The organism is Brucella pituitosa (assembly GCF_965577835.1).
Taxonomy (GTDB): domain Bacteria; phylum Pseudomonadota; class Alphaproteobacteria; order Rhizobiales; family Rhizobiaceae; genus Brucella; species Brucella pituitosa.
Genome location: NZ_OZ264094.1, coordinates 476,011 through 492,806 on the forward strand (window position 1 = coordinate 476,011; position 16,796 = coordinate 492,806).

Genomic DNA, 16,796 nt, shown 5'->3' on the forward strand with positions numbered 1-16,796 from the left:
GGGCGAAGATTGCCATTGCAAAGGATAAGACATGATATTGCGTCGAGACGAATTGATCGCTTGCCTGATCAGAGCTGGTGAACTGGAGGTCTCCGGTGCGGACCAACTGGAGACGGATACCTATTTCAACATGGACGAATTCCGCTTCCACGGTCCCGACGGGTTCGAAACGGACTATGCAGGACTTTCGGCATATTTTCAGGCACTTCGTGCAGCATTTGACGACCGTTCGATTCGGCGCGGGATCATGATCGCCGAGGATAACAACATCGCCTGTCAGACCTGGATCGAAGGGGTATTTGTCCGGGACTTCACGATGTCTCCGGCGGGAACACTACCACCCAACGGACAACGTATTGTAATGGACCTGATCAACATATTCCGTTTCGACGGGCAGGGACGACTTGTGGAGGAATGGGTTCGGACGGATTATCGGAGCTTTCTCCGCCAGCTTGGCGCAGCAGGGCAATAGCGGGCAGCCAGACAACTGCGGGAACCGTCACAACTCAGACGATGATCGGTCCTGAGTGGGACCGACAACGACACAACAGCCTTGCCGCGCATGCCGGTCCAAGATGCAAGCCTGGAATATTGGCGTCACGGTCACATCAAAAGTCGCTTTGCTGTGTCCTCATCGGTTATCAGCCCATTGATTATGCGCCCGTGCAAGGCCGCCTTTAACGGGGCCAGCTTGCGTTGTCCCGAAGCAACACAAATTCTCGGCCGCGTGACCCCGATCTGCGGTGCAACGCTTGTAATCCGCAGATTGGTGGCGCCGTCCAATATTCTTCCTTCGGCATCGAATGCCCAACCGCAGATTTCCCCAACTGCCCCGAGACGATTGAGCTCGAACAGTTCGTCCCTATTGAGAAATCCTTCTTTGGACAAAGGAGACCCGGCCAACAGATCACTAATACCGGTTAGCCAAAGATCGGCGGTCGTCGCAAGCTCATGAACCCGGCGAACAGGCTCTATTGAGAGCAGAACGTCTCTCTCCTCGGAGGAGGGGAGATAAAGCGGCAGGAGGAGGGGAAAGTGTTGAGCATTCACGGTTTCTGAAAGCTTGATCAGAGCGTCGAATGGACTTGCCGATCCATCGATCCCGATGTGCCCGACAAGCGAAACCAGTCGGTGAATGGAGCCGTTCAACGGCGAAACACGTTGAACTGTTGCCCGCATCGTGCGTCCGGTTCCCACGGCCATAACAATGGCGCTTCGTGACCGCAACTGGCGTTCAATCAAAACGGCAGCAGCCTCGGGAACAGCAGTTGATACGTCCGGCCATGTTCCTTCTGAAGGTACGACTTCGCAATAAACCAGTTCGAATTTGTCTGTAAGCCTGCTGGACAGTTCCATGCAGTCGGCTATCGGATGGTTCATCCGGAATGTAATAAGGCCTTCGGATCGGCACTGGGAAACAAAACGTTGGGCAGTAGGCCGGGAAACGCCCAGCATCTGCGCAATTTCGTCCTGTGTCTTGCCAGCAATGTAATATAGCCAGCCAGCCCGTGCGGCGTCATCCAGTTTAGGCTTTTCGTTATCGGCCATCAGAGGAAATATCTTTCAATAAGGCGGGCAGGTCGGCAGCGTTCGTCAGAATATGATCGGCACCCGCTTCGCGCAATGCCTCCGTATTATCCAGCACCAAATAATGGCTGCCGCCGGTAAAGCCGATTGCTGTCATTCCAGCCGCCTTGGCTGCCTGCACACCACTACGGCTGTCTTCAACGACGACACATCGCGAGGGCTTCGCCCCCAATTTGTCGGCAGCAAGCAGAAAAAGATCGGGTGCGGGCTTGCCGCGCTTCACCATTGTTGTGCTGAAGATATTGCCTTCAAACAGCGATAACAGACCGGTTTTCCCCAATGAGACGTCGAGGCGCTCTTCGTCGCTGGACGATGCGACACAGTATGGAAGAGGAATTGCCTCAATCGCGTCCTGAATACCTTTAACCGCGACAAGCTCCAGCTCGAAGCGCTTGAATAGGCTCTCTCGCCAGCTCGTTACAAAATCTTCCGGCAGGGCTCTGCCCGCGCGCTGCACAAACTCGTCCGTTACCGCTGAAGCGGGACGCCCGAGGAAGTTGCGCATCACATATTCAAGTTCTGTCGGGACACCGTATTGGGTCAAAACCTCCGCGACCGCACTACAACTGATTATCTCACTGTCGACCAGCACGCCGTCACAGTCAAAAATGACGAGATCGAAATCCCCGGGATTGCTTGGTTGAAGGGTAGCTGCCATGGAAGGAATCCTGAGATTATGATTATACTAAGAGCGTATGATAAGTCTGATGTGATCGAAAGATCAACTGACGAAGTGCTTGATACTTGAGAATTTAAGTGCTTATCGGTTAAATATCCTTCGATTATGGTTGTGACTATCTCGCTATGGAGGAAGTGTGGGCGGGTGGAAAAACGGGCTGGACAAACATGCATCAGAGCGTATGCTCGTAATTCAAGCACTTGATCGATATGGGAGGAAGCGATGAAGCGTCTTTTAATAGCGGCTATGATGGCAGGCTGTTCAATGCTGGTCAGTATGTCGGCAGAGGCCAAGACCCAGATCGAATTCTGGCATGCAATGGGAGGTGTGCTTAACGATCGTGTCGGCGAACTGGCAAAACAGTTCAACGAAACGCAGGATCAGTACACCGTCGTTCCGGTCAATAAGGGCAGTTACGAAGAACTCATTAATGCTATGATTGCCGCTTATCGGGCGAAGCGCGCGCCGACAATCGTCCAGACGAACGAGCGTGCATTCCTCACGATGCTGAATTCCGGCGCGGTCATTCCCGTCGCGGATCTGATGAGCAAAGAGGGTTACACTATCGACTGGAGCACCGTGATAGCTCCGGTTGCTGCCTATTACAGCGACAAGGGAAAGCTGCAGGCGCTACCCTTTAATTCGTCGACGCCAATTCTCTGGTATAATCAGGAGCATTTCAAAGCTGCCGGTTTCGACAAGCCAGCAGACAACTGGCCGGAACTTACCCAGCAACTCCACGCGATCCACGATAAGGGCGTCTCGCAATGCGCGATGTCTCTGCCCGGTGACTATGAGTGGAGCTTTCTCGAGAATTATTCGGCTGTGAATGATTTCCCCTATGGCACGAAACGAAATGGTATCGACGGGATCGATACGGAGTTTGTGTTCAACAAATATCTCGGTACTCAGGTCGAGCGTATGCATGATCTGATCTCGAGCGGCGTCATGGAGATCGCAGGGCAGGGTGTTCAGCCTGTCCAGTTGTTCACGTCTGGCACCTGTTCGACCATAATTGCCTCGACCGCCTCACATGCCGCTGTGGAGGCTTCGGCAAAATTCCCGTGGAATGCGACGTTTCTCCCGCATGAGAAGGATCGTACTCCCCATAACAGCGTCATCGGCGGCGGTGCCTTGTGGACCATGAAGGGTCATTCCGAGGATGAATATAAGGGCGCTGCGGCTTTCTTCGATTTTCTGGCCAAGCCCGAAACACAGGTCTGGTGGAGCAAGAATACCGGCTATGTTCCTGTTACAACCACGGCTTACGATGCGTTGAAAAAGGAAGGCTATTTCGAGCAGCACCCGACCCGCGCGATTGCTATCGAACAGCTCATGCGCAAACCGAATTCGGACAATTCGATGGGATTCCGTTTCGGCAACTCCAATCAGGCAAATGTTCTGATCATGGAAGAAGTGATGGCTGCAGCATTGGGTCAGAAGACGGCCCAGGAAGCTCTGGATTCCGCCGTCGCCCGCGGTAATGAAGTGCTCCGTCGCTTCGAGAAACTGAACGCGGGAAAGTGATGCGATGATGTCTCTACGTGGACGTTCTCTCCGCTTCCGCTCCCTTGCGGAGCGGAAGGAAAGCGGGTTGAAGCGCGCGCATTTCCAGGAGTTGAGAACACCGATCCTGCTTCTCTTGCCTCAGTTGCTGGTCTTGCTGTTCTTTTTCTTTATTCCCTCGTTTCGCGCGCTCATTCAGGCATTTCAGTTGAACGATCCATTTGGCGGGTCCGTGCAGTGGGTGGGCTTTGCCAATTTCACAGCATTGTTTGCAAGTGCGCCCTACTGGGCATCGGCCAAGCTGACGCTGTGGTTTACGCTCTGGCAAAATGCCATAACGCTGTCAGTTGCGCTCCTGTTCGCCTTTGCTACGAACCATGTTATCCGCGCACGTGGAACATATCGCACAATATTATTGCTTCCCTATGCCATTGCTCCCGCTGTCGCAGGGATCATGCTGGCATTTCTCTTCAATACGCGTGTAGGTCCGATCTCCCAGATGATGCATATGATGGGGATCGGCTGGGATCCGACCAAGAATTCGACGGACGCAATGATCCTCATTGTGCTCGCCGCTTCGTGGAAGCATATCTGCTACAATTATATCTTTCTCGCAGCAGCTCTCCTGGCTGTGCCGCGCTCGATTCTGGAGTCAGCCGCCATCGACGGTGCCGGACCTTTGCGGCGGTTCCAGCGCATCTCGCTGCCAATGATCGCGCCGACGCTGTTCTTTCTGGTGGTCATCAATTTTGTTTATGGCCTGTTCGACACCTTTGCCATCATCGATGCGACGACGCGCGGCGGACCTGCCGGTGCGACCTCGATCCTTGTTTACAAGGTTTACCAGGATGGCTTCGTCAATCTGGATATGGGTTCTTCTGCCGCCCAGTCCGTCATTCTCATGATCCTCGCTCTCGCCCTCACTTTTGCCCAGTTTCGACTGGTCGAGCGGCGCGTCAACTATGCGGTTTGAGCTATGAATGAGCGCACTCCAATCCTCGATGCGGTTTGCCATGCGATTCTGATACTCGGGATCGTCCTGGTTTGTCTCCCGCTGTACTTTGTTCTGGTCACGAGTTCTTTGAGCCAGCAGGATGTGCTCAAAGTTCCGTTGAGCTGGCTCCCCGGCGATCAGTTCTTCGTCAATTCGCGCGAAGTTTTGAACACGATCAATTTTGGCCAGCTTCTGGTGAACACATTTATCGTGGCACTCGGGATTACTGCCGGCAAACTGGTTCTGTCCCTGCTTGCAGCATTTGCCGTCACCTACTTTCGGTTTCCTTTCCGGATGACCGCCTTCTGGCTGATATTCATATCGATGATGCTGCCAATCGAGGTCCGCATCGTACCGACCTATGAATCTGCCGCCAACATGGCGCTGCCGTTGAACATTCTTTTCGGCTGGCTCGGCATAGCGGTCGAGTTGAACTGGAATATGGTCAACACTTATCCGGGCCTCATCCTGCCGATCATCGCATCGGCAACCGCTACATTCCTGTTTCGGCAATTCTTCCTGACAATTCCGGACGATCTATGTGAGGCAGCCCGCATCGACGGCGCCAAACCGATGCAGTTCTTCTTTCGAATTCTACTACCATTGTCGCGGTCAAATATCGTGGCGTTGTCGATCATCCTGTTCCTCATGGGCTGGAACCAGTATCTCTGGCCGTTGCTCATGACGACTGATCCCAGCATGGCAACCGCGGTGGTCGGCTTGAAACAGGTTATGCCGCAGTCCGATGGACTGCCGACATGGCATCTTCTTATGAACGCTTCCCTTTGGACCATGCTTCCACCTGTACTTGTAATCCTTGTTATGCAGCGGTGGTTCGTCAAAGGCCTGGTGGACAGCGGAAAATAATAAAACCGGAGAAATTCAAATGGTTAAGATCATCGGCCATCGTGGCGGTCGAAATTTGTGGGCTGAAAACAGCCTAGCCGGCTTCCGTAACCTGCTAGCCCTCGATGTGGATGCCGTGGAACTGGATGTCCACTTGAGCTTCGATGGCGTCCCGGTTGTGATCCACGATCCCTTGCTCGACCGGACGACGAACGGGCGAGGGCCGGTTCAAGCTCAAAGTGCAGAAGCGCTTGGCCGGATTGTTCTGAACGATAGCCGTGGCGAGACAATTCCAACGCTTGCGGCGGTGCTCGATGTTTTCGCGCCGACCCGACTGGAGCTGGAGCTGGAGATCAAAATCGATGAGCGGGGTGTGCCTTATCCCGATCTGCCAGAGAAAATCATCGCACTGGCTAAAGAACGCGGCATGATCGATCGCGTCTTTCTCACCTGTTTCGTTCCGGAAGTTCTGGAGGATATTCATCGTCGGTTTCCCCAGCAGCAATTGCTCATGTCGATAGATCGTCGTTCTGCCGAATTCTTCGGCGGCTTCGACAAGGTGCTCAGGCGGGGCCTCGACACGGCCACGATATTGGCATTTGAGAAAAGTCTGCTGGAAAACGTGCTGGAGCAGTGCGTTGCGGACGTGGGAACGGCGAGGCTGGGGTGCTGGGTTCCCAATACCGAATCCGAACTGGAATACTGGATGTCTAAGCCGATAGGTCAATTGACCACCGATCGCCCGGATCTGGCCGTTCTGGTGGCGGGGCGGCAAAATCGGATAGCACCAGGGCAGAAAGGTTGAGCAAATGGCTTCGGTCGAGCTTCATTCAATCCGCAAATGCTATGGCAATGTGGAGGTCATCCCGAACGTTGATCTGAAGATTGCAGATGAGGAGTTTGTGGCGCTTGTCGGGCCGTCCGGCTGCGGCAAGTCCACCTTGCTCAGAATGATCGCGGGACTAGAGCAGATTACCGCCGGTGACTTGCTGATCGGCGACAGGAATGTCAATCGCGCCAACCCGAGTGATCGGGATGTCGCGATGGTTTTTCAGAACTACGCCCTCTACCCACATATGACGGTTTTCGACAATATTGCGTTTAATCTTCAACTCGCAGGTCGTCCTAAAGCCGAAATAAAGGAACGTGTGGCCGACGCAGCCCGAATGCTCGACCTTACAGATCTGCTGGAGCGCAAACCGCACCAGCTTTCGGGTGGGCAGCGCCAGCGTGTTGCGATGGGACGTGCTGTCGTTCGCAAACCGTCGGTTTTTCTGTTCGATGAACCATTATCCAATTTGGATGCAAAACTGCGCGTCCTGATGCGAGCCGAGATCAAGGAATTGCATCAGAAAGTACGCACGACATCGATCTATGTGACACACGACCAGATAGAGGCGATGACATTGGCCGACCGGGTTGTCGTTCTGAACAAGGGAAGGATCGAACAGCAAGGAACGCCGATGGAGCTTTACACGCGCCCGGCAAATGTTTTTGTTGCCGGATTTATCGGCTCACCTTCAATGAACTTTCTCCAAGCTTCGATTGAGCGAGATGCTTCAGGAAGCGTTGCCCGTATCGGTGAAGCCGTACTTCCATTGCCTGAAGGTGCACTGCAGGCCGGTCAGAAAATAATACTGGGGATGCGACCCGAACATCTGCAGATTGGATCGAAAGGTGGTTTGCCGGCCAAAGTTCGGCTCGTTGAGCCGACGGGTGCTCAGACACATATCGTCCTTGAAGTGGGCGACGAAAAGCTGACGGCGACCGTTGAAGGAGAGACGCATTACGCCGCAGGCGACAAAGTGGGGCTAAATATTTCCTCCCACCGCATGCATTTGTTTGATCACTCCAGCAAGGTGCGGTTAAACTAAGGCGTTCTCATCGGGACGGCAAAGGCTCGGTCCCGATGACCAGCAACGCCTTGTGAAAGATATCCTCTGGCGAGCTGATGTGCGGTATCATTTCTTGTGATGAAGGGCTGGCTTTCCGCTGATGTCTGCTAAGACTGTGGTTGCCGAATCTGAACAACAAATGATGCCTTGACTGCTGATGATGATGACCGACCCGCTCCACATTCTCAAAACCATTTATGGATACGATGCCTTCCGTGGGCGGCAAGCGGAGATCGTATCGCATGCGATAGCGGGCAATAATGCATTCGTCCTGATGCCAACGGGCGGCGGCAAATCGCTATGCTACCAGATTCCCGCCCTTGCGCGACCGGGTATGGGGATCGTGGTTTCACCACTTCTGGCGCTGATGGCCGATCAGGTCTCCGCGCTCCGGCAGGCGGGTGTGAAGGCAGCGGCGCTCAATTCCGACCTTGCTGGCGATGACAGGCAGGCCTTGTGGCGTGATATCCATGCTGGGGCGCTTGATCTGCTCTATGTCGCGCCTGAAACACTGCTCAGACCGGATACATTGCAACGCCTGAGCGATGCGCCTCTCTCGCTGATCGCTATCGACGAAGCCCATTGTCTGTCGCAATGGGGGCATGATTTCAGGCCGTCCTATCGGCAGCTTGATGTGTTGATGACGCAGTTTCCCGATACGCCGCGCATGGCGTTGACCGCAACCGCCGACGAGCCGACACGCGCGGAAATCCTGTCGCATCTGCAGATTGACAAGCGCGATTCCTTCATCGCCGGTTTCGACCGTCCCAATATTCGCTACGCGATCACGGAGAAGGACAATCCTCGTGCGCAGTTGAAACGCTTTCTACAGGACCACCAGGGCGAAAGCGGCATCGTTTACTGCCTTTCGAAACGGAAGACGGAAGAAACGGCCGAATGGCTGCGTAGCCTTGGCTACGACGCCCTCGCCTATCACGGCGGCATGGAAAAGTCTGCGCGCGAGGCGAACCAGGCACGATTCCAGCATGACGAAGCGGTCATCATGGTGGCAACGATTGCCTTTGGGATGGGCATCGACAAACCGGATGTCCGTTTCGTCGCCCATATCGATCTGCCGGGAAGCATCGAAGCCTATTATCAGGAGACAGGGCGTGCGGGGCGCGACGGACTACCAGCCGACGCGATGATGCTCTACGGTTATGACGATATCGTCCTGCGCAGCCGCTTCATTGAGGAATCCGACGCGCCCGATCAGCGCAAGCGGATGGAGCGGCAGAAACTCGACACACTTCTTGGGCTCGCCGAAGCCGCGAACTGTCGCAGACAGGTGCTGCTGTCTTATTTCGGTGATCGATGTGAACCATGCGGCAATTGCGATACCTGCGCCGAACCACCGACCCTCTTCGATGGGACAATAGCCGCGCAGAAAATATTGTCCTGCATTCACAGAACCGGGGAACGGTTCGGGCAAGCCTATATTGTCGATGTCCTGCTTGGCGTCGAGGATGAGCGTATCAGCCGCTTCGGCCACGACCAGATTTCGACTTTCGGAATCGGCCGCGAGCATGACAATCACACCTGGCGAGCGATCGTACGGCAGTTGGTCGCGCAGCGGCTGATCGATGTCGACTTTGCCGGGCATGGCGGTTTGTCGATCTCAGAGGCAGGCAGGCAGTTTTTGCGCGCAAAGCAGACGCTCATGTTGCGTGTCCCGCCGAAATCGAAGTCATCGCGTGGTGCTGTTACGCGTGGAAAATCGGTAACATCCGCCCTTTCGGAGCGTGATGAAGCACTGTTTCAGGCGCTGCGCGAGAAGCGGTTAGAGATCGCGCGCGCGCAAAATGTTCCGCCTTACGTCATTTTCCACGATCGCACACTGATCGAACTGGCCACAGCAAGACCAGCCTCACGCGCCCAAATGGCCGACGTGCCCGGTGTCGGCGATACAAAACTCGAACGCTATGGCCCGGCCTTTTTGGCCGTCATCAATGCACACGGGTAAATCCGCCGCAGCCTTTGGAATTCAACAATACCGACCTTAGAGTCTGTTAGCGCTACTCGGGATCGCCATTAGATTCGCTCGGGTTTGATTTTGCGATTCAAGATCATTGCTGGATCGGAGGCCAGCGATGATGACGCGACCTCTTTCACGGTATCAAACGCATTCATCCGACATCTAATATGCTGTGTCAGCGTTATGCAAAGCGCGGCGCGGCGTTGATGATGTAGACGCCCCCGACGACCCTAATCTGTGTCAGAGTGGGTTTGTTAAACCATTTATGGAGATGGGCATCATGATCGAAGTTCGTACAATTGGTTTGGATTTGGCGAAGAACGTATTTCAAGTTCACGGCGCGGATGCATCGGGAGCCGTTGTATTTCGTAAGCAGTTGCGGTGTGTTCAGGTTTTGAAGTTCTTTGAAAGCTTACCCCGTTGCCTGGTTGCTATGGAAGCCTGCGGCAGTTCCCATTTCTGGGCTCGCGAGATTGGCCAGTTGGGACACGAGGTTCGTATGATCCCACCCGCTTATGTGAAGCCTTTTGTAAAGCGGCAGAAGAATGACATGGCAGATGCTGAGGCCATCTGCGAGGCTGCGCAACGACCGACAATGCGATTTGTTGGGGTGAAGAGCGAAGAGACACAAGCCGCAGCGGTCATGTTGCGTACCCGTGATCTTTTAATCCGGCAGCGTACACAAACTATCAATGCTTTACGCGGTCATCTGGCAGAGTTTGGCTTGATAGCACCGCAAGGATCGCATTATGCATCCAAGCTGATCGCGATGATTGAGGATTTGCAAACAGCACTTCCTGAAACGGCACGCACATCGATGCACTTTCTGAGTGCCACTTTGTTACAACAAACTGATCAGATCCGCGCAATGGACGCACAGATTGTGCGCAATACCAAAGAGAACGAGACCGCACATCGGTTGATGACGATCTCCGGAATTGGGCCCCTGATTGCAACGGCCTTGGTAGCACTTGCGCCATCACCCGAGACTTTGAAACGTGGGCGTGATGTTGCTGCATGGCTTGGGCTTGTTCCGCGACAGCATTCGACGGGAGGCAAACAACGCCTCGGGTCTACGACAAAGATGGGGGAGCGATCTCTACGCCGGCTCTTGATAATGGGTGCCAATAGTGTGGTCGTATGGCGAACCCGAAAGGGTGCAATGCCTGGAACCTGGCTTGCCAAAATGCTGGCGCATAAACCGCCAATGCTTGTGAGAGTAGCACTTGCTAACAAGATGGCACGCATTGTTTGGGCTATTATGGCTAAGGGAGAGATATACAGAGCTCCGGTTGCGAAGGCATAAGCCAACGTAACCGTGGGGACGTCGTAGCAAGAGAGGTCATTGGAAAGTATGGCGCAACGGTCGTGAGACGGGATCAGGAAAACCAGTGTGCACCAAAGTGCCTTACAAGCACGCGGCGTTGATTTGGACCTGACCTTCGAACACCATACGGGCCAGCGGCATGTAAGAAAGCCGCATCACAGGCCGGACACATGTCAGCACCCGACAACGCGCAATGCTAACCAAAGATTCTTCTTGCAATGTGGGCGTCTACACATGGTGCATAAATAACATTTCAGTTTCAGAAAACCTACAGTATTGGGTTGTAATGTTAGAGGCCTGTTTAGAATTTGGAACAAGCCAATGCCTTTCAAACACAATTGCGCTCATCGTCATCGGATGCCTAAACAGAAGTTCAAGGTCACGAACTGGGCGGAGTATGAATCCGGCTTGTGTCAGCGCGGCAGTGTTACTTTCTGGATCAGTGAAGCAGCGATAGCCGGGTGGATTGCGCCATCGCGCAAAACGCGCGGCGGTCAACGTCGCTATTGTGATCTGGCGATTGAAACGACGCCGATATGTGGCAAAGTGTTTAACCAGCTTTTGCGTCAGACAGAAGGTTTGATGGCCTCGTTATTGACGCTGCTCAATGTTGAACTGCCAGTACCAGATCATACAACATTAAGCAGACGCTGCGCCGATCTCGAGGTGTCCAGCTTAATCCGGTGTACCAGGATAGATGGAACTGACGGGCCTCTTCATGTGATCGTCGATAGCACTGGGATGAAGATATACGGCGCAGGACAATGGCTTGAAGAAAAGCATGGCGCTAAGTCTGCCCGCAAATGGCGCAAGCTGCACTTTGCTATTGATGCAGATAGCAATCAAGTCATTGCAGAAACACTGACAGATCAGAATACAATTGACCTCAGCCAGGGACCTGATTTGCTGGGAATGATTGATCACCCGATCGCTAGTTTCATGGCCGATGGTGCGTATGACAGCGATAAAACCTATCAAGCCTTTCGCAGCCATAGTCCCGGTGTGAGCATTATCATTCCACCACGAATGCGAAACTTACAAGAAGCCCTATACGGCCCACCAGATCAACGTGACTGGCATAGCCGTACAATTGGTCAACTCGGTCGGATGGCATGGCAAAATCTTACCGGGTATGGGAAGCGAGCGAGAGTAGAAAACGCCATAGGCAATTATAAATCAACAAACGGGTCAACGCTGAGATTGCGCAATTTTGCCAATCAGAAGACTGAAGTTAAGATTGGATGCGGTGTCCGTAATCGCATGCTGCAGACACCACGCCCGAAATCCGTCCGCGTGAAAGTTGAAACCACATAATACAGCGTCAAGGACCGGAATCCGCCCCCTAATTCGCTTCATGCACCAACGCCGTTGTAAGGCATGGTGCAAGCCTATCGCCGATCCATGGACAATCATTTCAATTGGATTGCGAGATTCGGCGCATCGATTCTAGCCAATGAGTGTTGGTCAGATGTGACTTCCCCATGGGCCGTGGTGGATGTCCCTCCCGTCAACACGATCAAAGCCATGTGCTCCGAAGAAATCGCGCTGTGCTTGAATGACATTGGCAGATCCCCGTGAGCGACGATAACTATCAAAATAACCAAGTGCAGATGCGAGCGCTGGCACAGGCAAGCCAGCTAGTACTGCCGTCGAAACAACGCGCCGCAATGCCCCATCTGTTTCATTAATGAGGGCTGCGAAAGCCGCTGTCACAATAAGATTGGCAGCGTCAGGTGCAGCTTCAAATGCACTCGCAATCTCATCAAGGAACTGAGAACGAATAATGCAACCTTCACGCCATATCTTGGCGATGGTAGGCATTGGCAGGTTCCAGTTGAATTCCCGCGAAGCTGCGGAAAGCGTTGCAAACCCCTGCGCATAAGCGCCAATCTTAGCCGCCAGAAGGGCGTTCTCGAGATCATCAATGAAAGTCGCCTTATCTGCGACTGACAGTGCAGGAACCGGTGGCAGTCCGAGAATGTTTTCAGCAGCGATGCGCTCTTCTTTCAGCGAAGAGATACAACGCGCAGCAACAGCGGCTTCTATGCTGATTGCCGCAACGCCCATATTCTGCGCTTCGATCACAGACCACTTCCCGGTGCCTTTTTGCCCTGCTTTGTCAAGGATCATATCGACAACTGGGTTTCCGCTGACGGGATCACTTGTAGCAAGAACCTTCTGGGTAATTTCGATCAGATACGAGTTTAAGCGCCCTTTATTCCATTTCCCGAAAACCTCTCCAATTTCGGCAGCAGACATGCCCAGACCATCGCGCAATACACCATAGATTTCAGCGATCATCTGCATGTCGGCATATTCAATGCCATTGTGGATTGTTTTTACAAAATGGCCCGCACCATTTTCGCCAAGCCACGCAACACAAGGTTCATCGTTAAATTTCGCGCCAATCGATTTCAGAACGGACTGGACGCGATTGTACGAATCTTCCGTGCCACCCACCATGATCGAAGGTCCATGCCGCGCGCCTTCTTCACCACCGGAAACACCCATGCCAATGAACGTCAGGCCGCTATCTTTGAGGCTTTCAAAACGACGCATGGTGTCGCGGAAATTTGCATTCCCTGCATCGATCATGATATCGCCATCTGCAAGATAACCGGAAAGCGCGTCCATCTGCTGATCAACGGCTTCACCCGCTTTGATCATGATGATGATTGGGCGTGGCGGACGAACGGCGGCTATAAATTCTTCAATGGTTTCACAAGGGATGATCTTGCTCTGAAGCTCGCCCGCATCCTCATAAAACTTGCGTGTCGCTTCAACGGTACGATTAAACACAGCGATGCGGTTGCCTTTCTCGGCAATATTCAGCGCCAGATTAGACCCCATAACGCCGAGGCCGATCAGACCTATTTCAGCTTGCGACATCGAAATTCTCCATTTTTAATTTTTGTCCCGAAGAGCGCCTACGGATGATTACGCCAGAGCTTTTCTGTATCCCTGCATCAGAAACTGAGATGAGCTTTCATGGATCGAGTAGGTGCAATCATAGTGACGGATAATCAATCTGATTGTACCCTTTACGGAGCTTACAGCATGATTGTGTTCACATATAAGGACGCCAATATTCAACAAATTGCGATAAAACCTCCAATTTGTGCTTTCGCACTGGATACCCTTCCAGGGAATATATTAGTGGACCTTATAAAATATACTCACTACTTTAGCATATTGAGCAATTCATCACGTGCATGTTCACAGTGCTGAAGCGCAATATCGCGAGCTGTCTTGACATCTCGCCGCCGGATCGCGTCATAAATGATGCGGTGTTCCTCAATGATTGTGGCGGTTCGCGTCCCCCCATATCCGTATCGAATACGCATAGCCTCGATGAGCAGGCGGCCCCGCCCTAGTACACGCAGGGCTTCGGAGTTTTTCGCAATACCGTTGATGAAACTATGAAGTTCGAGATTTGCGCGGAGCATCGCAGGCGGATCCTGCAGCTTGGCTTTCTCCTCGAAGTTAATGACGAGCCGCTCCATGGTAACCAGGCCAGCTTCGTCGATCATCGTTGCGCATTTTGCGGTGAGCATAACCTCCATCGCGCCTCGAACATCAAGCATTGAAGTAATATACTCGGCGTCGATTGTCCGGATCTCGGCTCCGCGTCTGGGATGGACGGCGATTATTCCCTCCGACTCCAGTTCTTGCAGAGCTGTGCGGACAGGCATGTGGCTAACTCCGCACATCACGGCGATCTCATCGATCTTCAACCGCTGTCCGGGAACCAGTTCTCCTTCCAAGATACGTCGACGTAGATCTGCTGCTACCTGCATGGATGTCGTCGCGCCTATGCGGAGTGTAGAGGAACGCTGGATCGGGTCGGCCATTGCCAATAACTCACCTGAGGTTGGAGTAAATGCTAAGTTATACTCGATTTCAAATCAATATTAGGATGTAGGCGAGAGCAGAGGTCGGTTTGCAAAGAACGCTGCAAGGTTGTCGAGAAGTAGTTGACCCATGGCAATGCGGGTGTAGTTTGAGCCGCTACCGATGTGTGGTTGGAGCACTACTGTATCCAGTTCCAAAAGCCGTTCGGGGATGTTCGGTTCATCGGCGAAGACATCCAGTCCTGCGCCTGCCAGTCGCCTTGTAACCAACGCATCTACAAGATAGGGCTCGTCAATGACCGATCCGCGAGAGACGTTGATCAGAACACCGGTGGGACCGAGTGCGTCTATGACTGCACGAGATACAAGACCTGCCGTGGCACTGCCTCCGGGAACGGCGACGACGAGTATCTTCGCCCAGTGCGCAAGTTTAACAAGATCACCAAAATATTGAAAATCCACTGTTTCCTGCTTCTGGCGACCATAATAGCCTACCGGCATCCTAAACGCTGTTGCACGCCGGGCAATGGCTTTGCCTATGCCGCCTAAGCCGATTATTCCAATACGTTCACCCCAGACTTTCTCGGTCAGTGTGGGCTTCGTATGTCGCCATTCGCCGGATCTGACGAAACGATCGTGAACGAGTGTTTTCCGGATCGTGGTGAGGATAAGAGCCATGGCTAGATCTGCGACGCATTCCGAGACGACGCCAGGCGTGTTGGTAACAGTGATGCCTTGTGCCTTCGCAGCCTTTGCATCAATCCCGTCGAACCCCGCGCCAGATGAAGCGATTAACTTCAAATTTGGCAAGCTGCGCATGATGTCTTCGCCGAGCAGGTAGTCGCCTCGAGTTGCGATCGCACAGAGGGCGGGCGCGATCCTGGACAAAAGTTTCGACTTGTCGGGCACCAGGTCATATCTATGGACGATATAGGTCGTTTCCAGTTCGCTCATCGTTTCGGGGAGAAGCGGTCCCATCTGCAAAATTTGCTGTTTCATCTTCGTCCGTCCAGAAAACTGCTTGAAGCACATTGATATTTGATCAAATATCTTTTAGCAATGTTTTTGTTCGGCTAAGACATCGTTGTTGTCGTGACGCCGTCAAGGGATCCTGGAGGAGGACGCCATGAATTTTCTGAAACCAGCAACGGCAGCTTTAATTGGCATAATGGCATTGGCCGGTAATGTTGTCGCCGCCGAGACATACCCATCAAAATCGATAAAGATGGTTGTGCCTTTTCCACCCGGCGGTACTTCGGACTTCGTTGGGCGCGTAGTTGCAGAGCAACTGGGTAGGGAACTCGGGCAATCAATCATTGTTGAGAACCTTCCGGGCGCCGCCGGCGTGATCGGTACTGTCAACATTGCCCAGGCGGAGGCGGATGGCTACTCGTTGCTTCTGACGTCATCTGACGTCACCATCGTGCCGAGCGTCCAGAAGAAGCCAGCCTTCGACCCTGTAAAAGATTTCGCACCGGTTTCCCTGTTGCTGCGTTACTCTCACTACCTTGTAGCCAATTCAAAATTACCTGCAAAGACTATCGCTGACGTGATTGCCCTCGCCAAAGCAGAGCCCGAAACAATTTACTATGCATCGGGCGGTATTGGCGGGAGCAACCACATGGCCGGCGAGCGATTCCAGCATTTCGCAGGTGTGAAGCTTACTCATGTTCCTTACAACGGCAATGGTCCTGCGATCACCGATCTCGTTGCTGATCGCGTGCAATTGCTGTGGACTTCTTTGGCGCCAGTACGTGGCTTCGTTGATAGCGGGCAGTTGAAGCTCATCGGCATTACCAGCAGCAAGCGGTCCCCAAGCACTCCTGATGTGCCGACTTTTGATGAGAGTGGCCTGCCGGGTTACCAACTCAACAACTGGTACGGCGTCTTGGCACCAAAGGGAACGCCTGACGAAATCGTAATGAAGCTGAATGCAACATTTACGAAAGTGATGGCAAATCCAGTGGTGCAGGCGAAACTTGCTTCGATTGGCGCTGAGCCCGCATCCGATACGCCTGCAGAATTTGGTCAATTGATAGCCGAAGAACTGAAGAACTGGCGCAAGGTCGCCGAAGATGCCGGCGTCGCAACACCGTAACGGAAACGCGGGTCTTTGCGACAGGCACGTCAAAATCA

General features: G+C 53.3%; 15 protein-coding genes. 10 read left to right on the top strand and 5 right to left on the bottom strand.

Annotation, left to right across the window (positions count from 1 at the left end):
* Positions 1-31 precede the first annotated feature (31 nt).
* Positions 32-472: an ester cyclase gene (locus ACSME1_RS21485; protein WP_134157394.1), complete on the top strand. Its 441-nt coding sequence runs from the start codon at positions 32-34 to the stop codon at positions 470-472.
* Between the two features lie 131 nt (positions 473-603).
* Here the strand turns inward: ACSME1_RS21485 and ACSME1_RS21490 are convergent, their stop codons facing one another.
* Entirely contained in the window at positions 604-1,548 is a 945-nt protein-coding gene (locus ACSME1_RS21490) for a sugar-binding transcriptional regulator (protein WP_111785886.1), read from the bottom strand.
* The gene (locus ACSME1_RS21495; RefSeq protein WP_134157393.1) at positions 1,538-2,245 is read right to left on the bottom strand and encodes an HAD family hydrolase; all 708 of its coding nucleotides are present in this window, start codon (positions 2,243-2,245) and stop codon (positions 1,538-1,540) included. Before ACSME1_RS21495 ends, ACSME1_RS21490 begins: the two co-directional genes overlap by 11 nt.
* Positions 2,246-2,488: 243 nt before the next feature.
* Here ACSME1_RS21495 and ACSME1_RS21500 point away from each other — a divergent pair, with 243 nt between their 5' ends.
* The 8 genes from ACSME1_RS21500 (at position 2,489) to ACSME1_RS21535 (ending at position 12,123) form a co-directional block, all read left to right on the top strand.
* A complete protein-coding gene (locus ACSME1_RS21500) occupies positions 2,489-3,793 on the top strand; it encodes an extracellular solute-binding protein (protein ID WP_435655484.1) in 1,305 nt (434 codons plus the stop codon).
* Positions 3,794-3,797: 4 nt separating this feature from the next.
* Positions 3,798-4,745: an ABC transporter permease subunit gene (locus tag ACSME1_RS21505; RefSeq protein ID WP_105544379.1), complete on the top strand. Its 948-nt coding sequence runs from the start codon at positions 3,798-3,800 to the stop codon at positions 4,743-4,745.
* 3 nt (positions 4,746-4,748) lie between these two features.
* Complete coding sequence (ugpE, locus tag ACSME1_RS21510) at positions 4,749-5,633, top strand: sn-glycerol-3-phosphate ABC transporter permease UgpE (protein ID WP_111785883.1); 885 nt, start codon at positions 4,749-4,751, stop codon at positions 5,631-5,633.
* Between the two features lie 19 nt (positions 5,634-5,652).
* On the top strand, positions 5,653-6,417 hold the full coding sequence (locus ACSME1_RS21515) for a glycerophosphodiester phosphodiesterase family protein (RefSeq protein ID WP_207490280.1): 765 nt from the start codon (positions 5,653-5,655) through the stop codon (positions 6,415-6,417).
* Positions 6,418-6,421: 4 nt separating this feature from the next.
* Entirely contained in the window at positions 6,422-7,486 is a 1,065-nt protein-coding gene (locus ACSME1_RS21520) for an ABC transporter ATP-binding protein (protein ID WP_134157392.1), read from the top strand.
* A gap of 181 nt (positions 7,487-7,667) precedes the next feature.
* Positions 7,668-9,470: a DNA helicase RecQ gene (gene recQ, locus ACSME1_RS21525; RefSeq protein ID WP_207490305.1), complete on the top strand. Its 1,803-nt coding sequence runs from the start codon at positions 7,668-7,670 to the stop codon at positions 9,468-9,470.
* Positions 9,471-9,762: 292 nt separating this feature from the next.
* A complete protein-coding gene (locus ACSME1_RS21530; protein WP_435655485.1) occupies positions 9,763-10,788 on the top strand; it encodes an IS110 family transposase in 1,026 nt (341 codons plus the stop codon).
* A gap of 342 nt (positions 10,789-11,130) precedes the next feature.
* Entirely contained in the window at positions 11,131-12,123 is a 993-nt protein-coding gene (locus tag ACSME1_RS21535) for an IS5 family transposase (RefSeq protein ID WP_435655486.1), read from the top strand.
* A 150-nt stretch (positions 12,124-12,273) separates the two neighbouring features.
* Here ACSME1_RS21535 and gndA read toward each other — a convergent pair whose 3' ends face one another.
* The 3 genes from gndA to ACSME1_RS21550 all read right to left on the bottom strand — a co-directional run bounded on the left by gndA (position 12,274) and on the right by ACSME1_RS21550 (position 15,659).
* Positions 12,274-13,698 (bottom strand): NADP-dependent phosphogluconate dehydrogenase, encoded by a 1,425-nt coding sequence (gene gndA, locus ACSME1_RS21540; RefSeq protein ID WP_435655487.1) that lies wholly within the window; start codon positions 13,696-13,698, stop codon positions 12,274-12,276.
* A gap of 290 nt (positions 13,699-13,988) precedes the next feature.
* Complete coding sequence (locus ACSME1_RS21545; protein ID WP_105707677.1) at positions 13,989-14,660, bottom strand: GntR family transcriptional regulator; 672 nt, start codon at positions 14,658-14,660, stop codon at positions 13,989-13,991.
* A gap of 60 nt (positions 14,661-14,720) precedes the next feature.
* Entirely contained in the window at positions 14,721-15,659 is a 939-nt protein-coding gene (locus ACSME1_RS21550) for a 2-hydroxyacid dehydrogenase (RefSeq protein ID WP_435655488.1), read from the bottom strand.
* 127 nt (positions 15,660-15,786) lie between these two features.
* On the opposite strand from ACSME1_RS21550, the gene ACSME1_RS21555 reads away from it, so the two are divergent.
* Positions 15,787-16,758: a tripartite tricarboxylate transporter substrate binding protein gene (locus tag ACSME1_RS21555; RefSeq protein WP_105707681.1), complete on the top strand. Its 972-nt coding sequence runs from the start codon at positions 15,787-15,789 to the stop codon at positions 16,756-16,758.
* The last annotated feature ends 38 nt before the right edge of the window (positions 16,759-16,796 follow it).

Bases quoted from the DNA above. Each gene is read 5' to 3' on its own strand.
- ACSME1_RS21485 (WP_134157394.1), top strand. From the start codon at position 32: ATGATATTGCGTCGAGACGAATTGATCGCTTGCCTGATCAGAGCTGGT.
- ACSME1_RS21490 (WP_111785886.1), bottom strand. From the start codon at position 1,548: ATGGCCGATAACGAAAAGCCTAAACTGGATGACGCCGCACGGGCTGGC.
- recQ (WP_207490305.1), top strand. From the start codon at position 7,668: ATGATGACCGACCCGCTCCACATTCTCAAAACCATTTATGGATACGAT.
- ACSME1_RS21535 (WP_435655486.1), top strand. From the start codon at position 11,131: ATGCCTTTCAAACACAATTGCGCTCATCGTCATCGGATGCCTAAACAG.
- ACSME1_RS21545 (WP_105707677.1), bottom strand. From the start codon at position 14,660: ATGGCCGACCCGATCCAGCGTTCCTCTACACTCCGCATAGGCGCGACG.
- ACSME1_RS21520 (WP_134157392.1), top strand. From the start codon at position 6,422: ATGGCTTCGGTCGAGCTTCATTCAATCCGCAAATGCTATGGCAATGTG.
- ACSME1_RS21550 (WP_435655488.1), bottom strand. From the start codon at position 15,659: ATGAAACAGCAAATTTTGCAGATGGGACCGCTTCTCCCCGAAACGATG.
- ACSME1_RS21495 (WP_134157393.1), bottom strand. From the start codon at position 2,245: ATGGCAGCTACCCTTCAACCAAGCAATCCCGGGGATTTCGATCTCGTC.
- gndA (WP_435655487.1), bottom strand. From the start codon at position 13,698: ATGTCGCAAGCTGAAATAGGTCTGATCGGCCTCGGCGTTATGGGGTCT.
- ACSME1_RS21505 (WP_105544379.1), top strand. From the start codon at position 3,798: ATGATGTCTCTACGTGGACGTTCTCTCCGCTTCCGCTCCCTTGCGGAG.
- ACSME1_RS21500 (WP_435655484.1), top strand. From the start codon at position 2,489: ATGAAGCGTCTTTTAATAGCGGCTATGATGGCAGGCTGTTCAATGCTG.
- ACSME1_RS21515 (WP_207490280.1), top strand. From the start codon at position 5,653: ATGGTTAAGATCATCGGCCATCGTGGCGGTCGAAATTTGTGGGCTGAA.
- ugpE (WP_111785883.1), top strand. From the start codon at position 4,749: ATGAATGAGCGCACTCCAATCCTCGATGCGGTTTGCCATGCGATTCTG.
- ACSME1_RS21530 (WP_435655485.1), top strand. From the start codon at position 9,763: ATGATCGAAGTTCGTACAATTGGTTTGGATTTGGCGAAGAACGTATTT.
- ACSME1_RS21555 (WP_105707681.1), top strand. From the start codon at position 15,787: ATGAATTTTCTGAAACCAGCAACGGCAGCTTTAATTGGCATAATGGCA.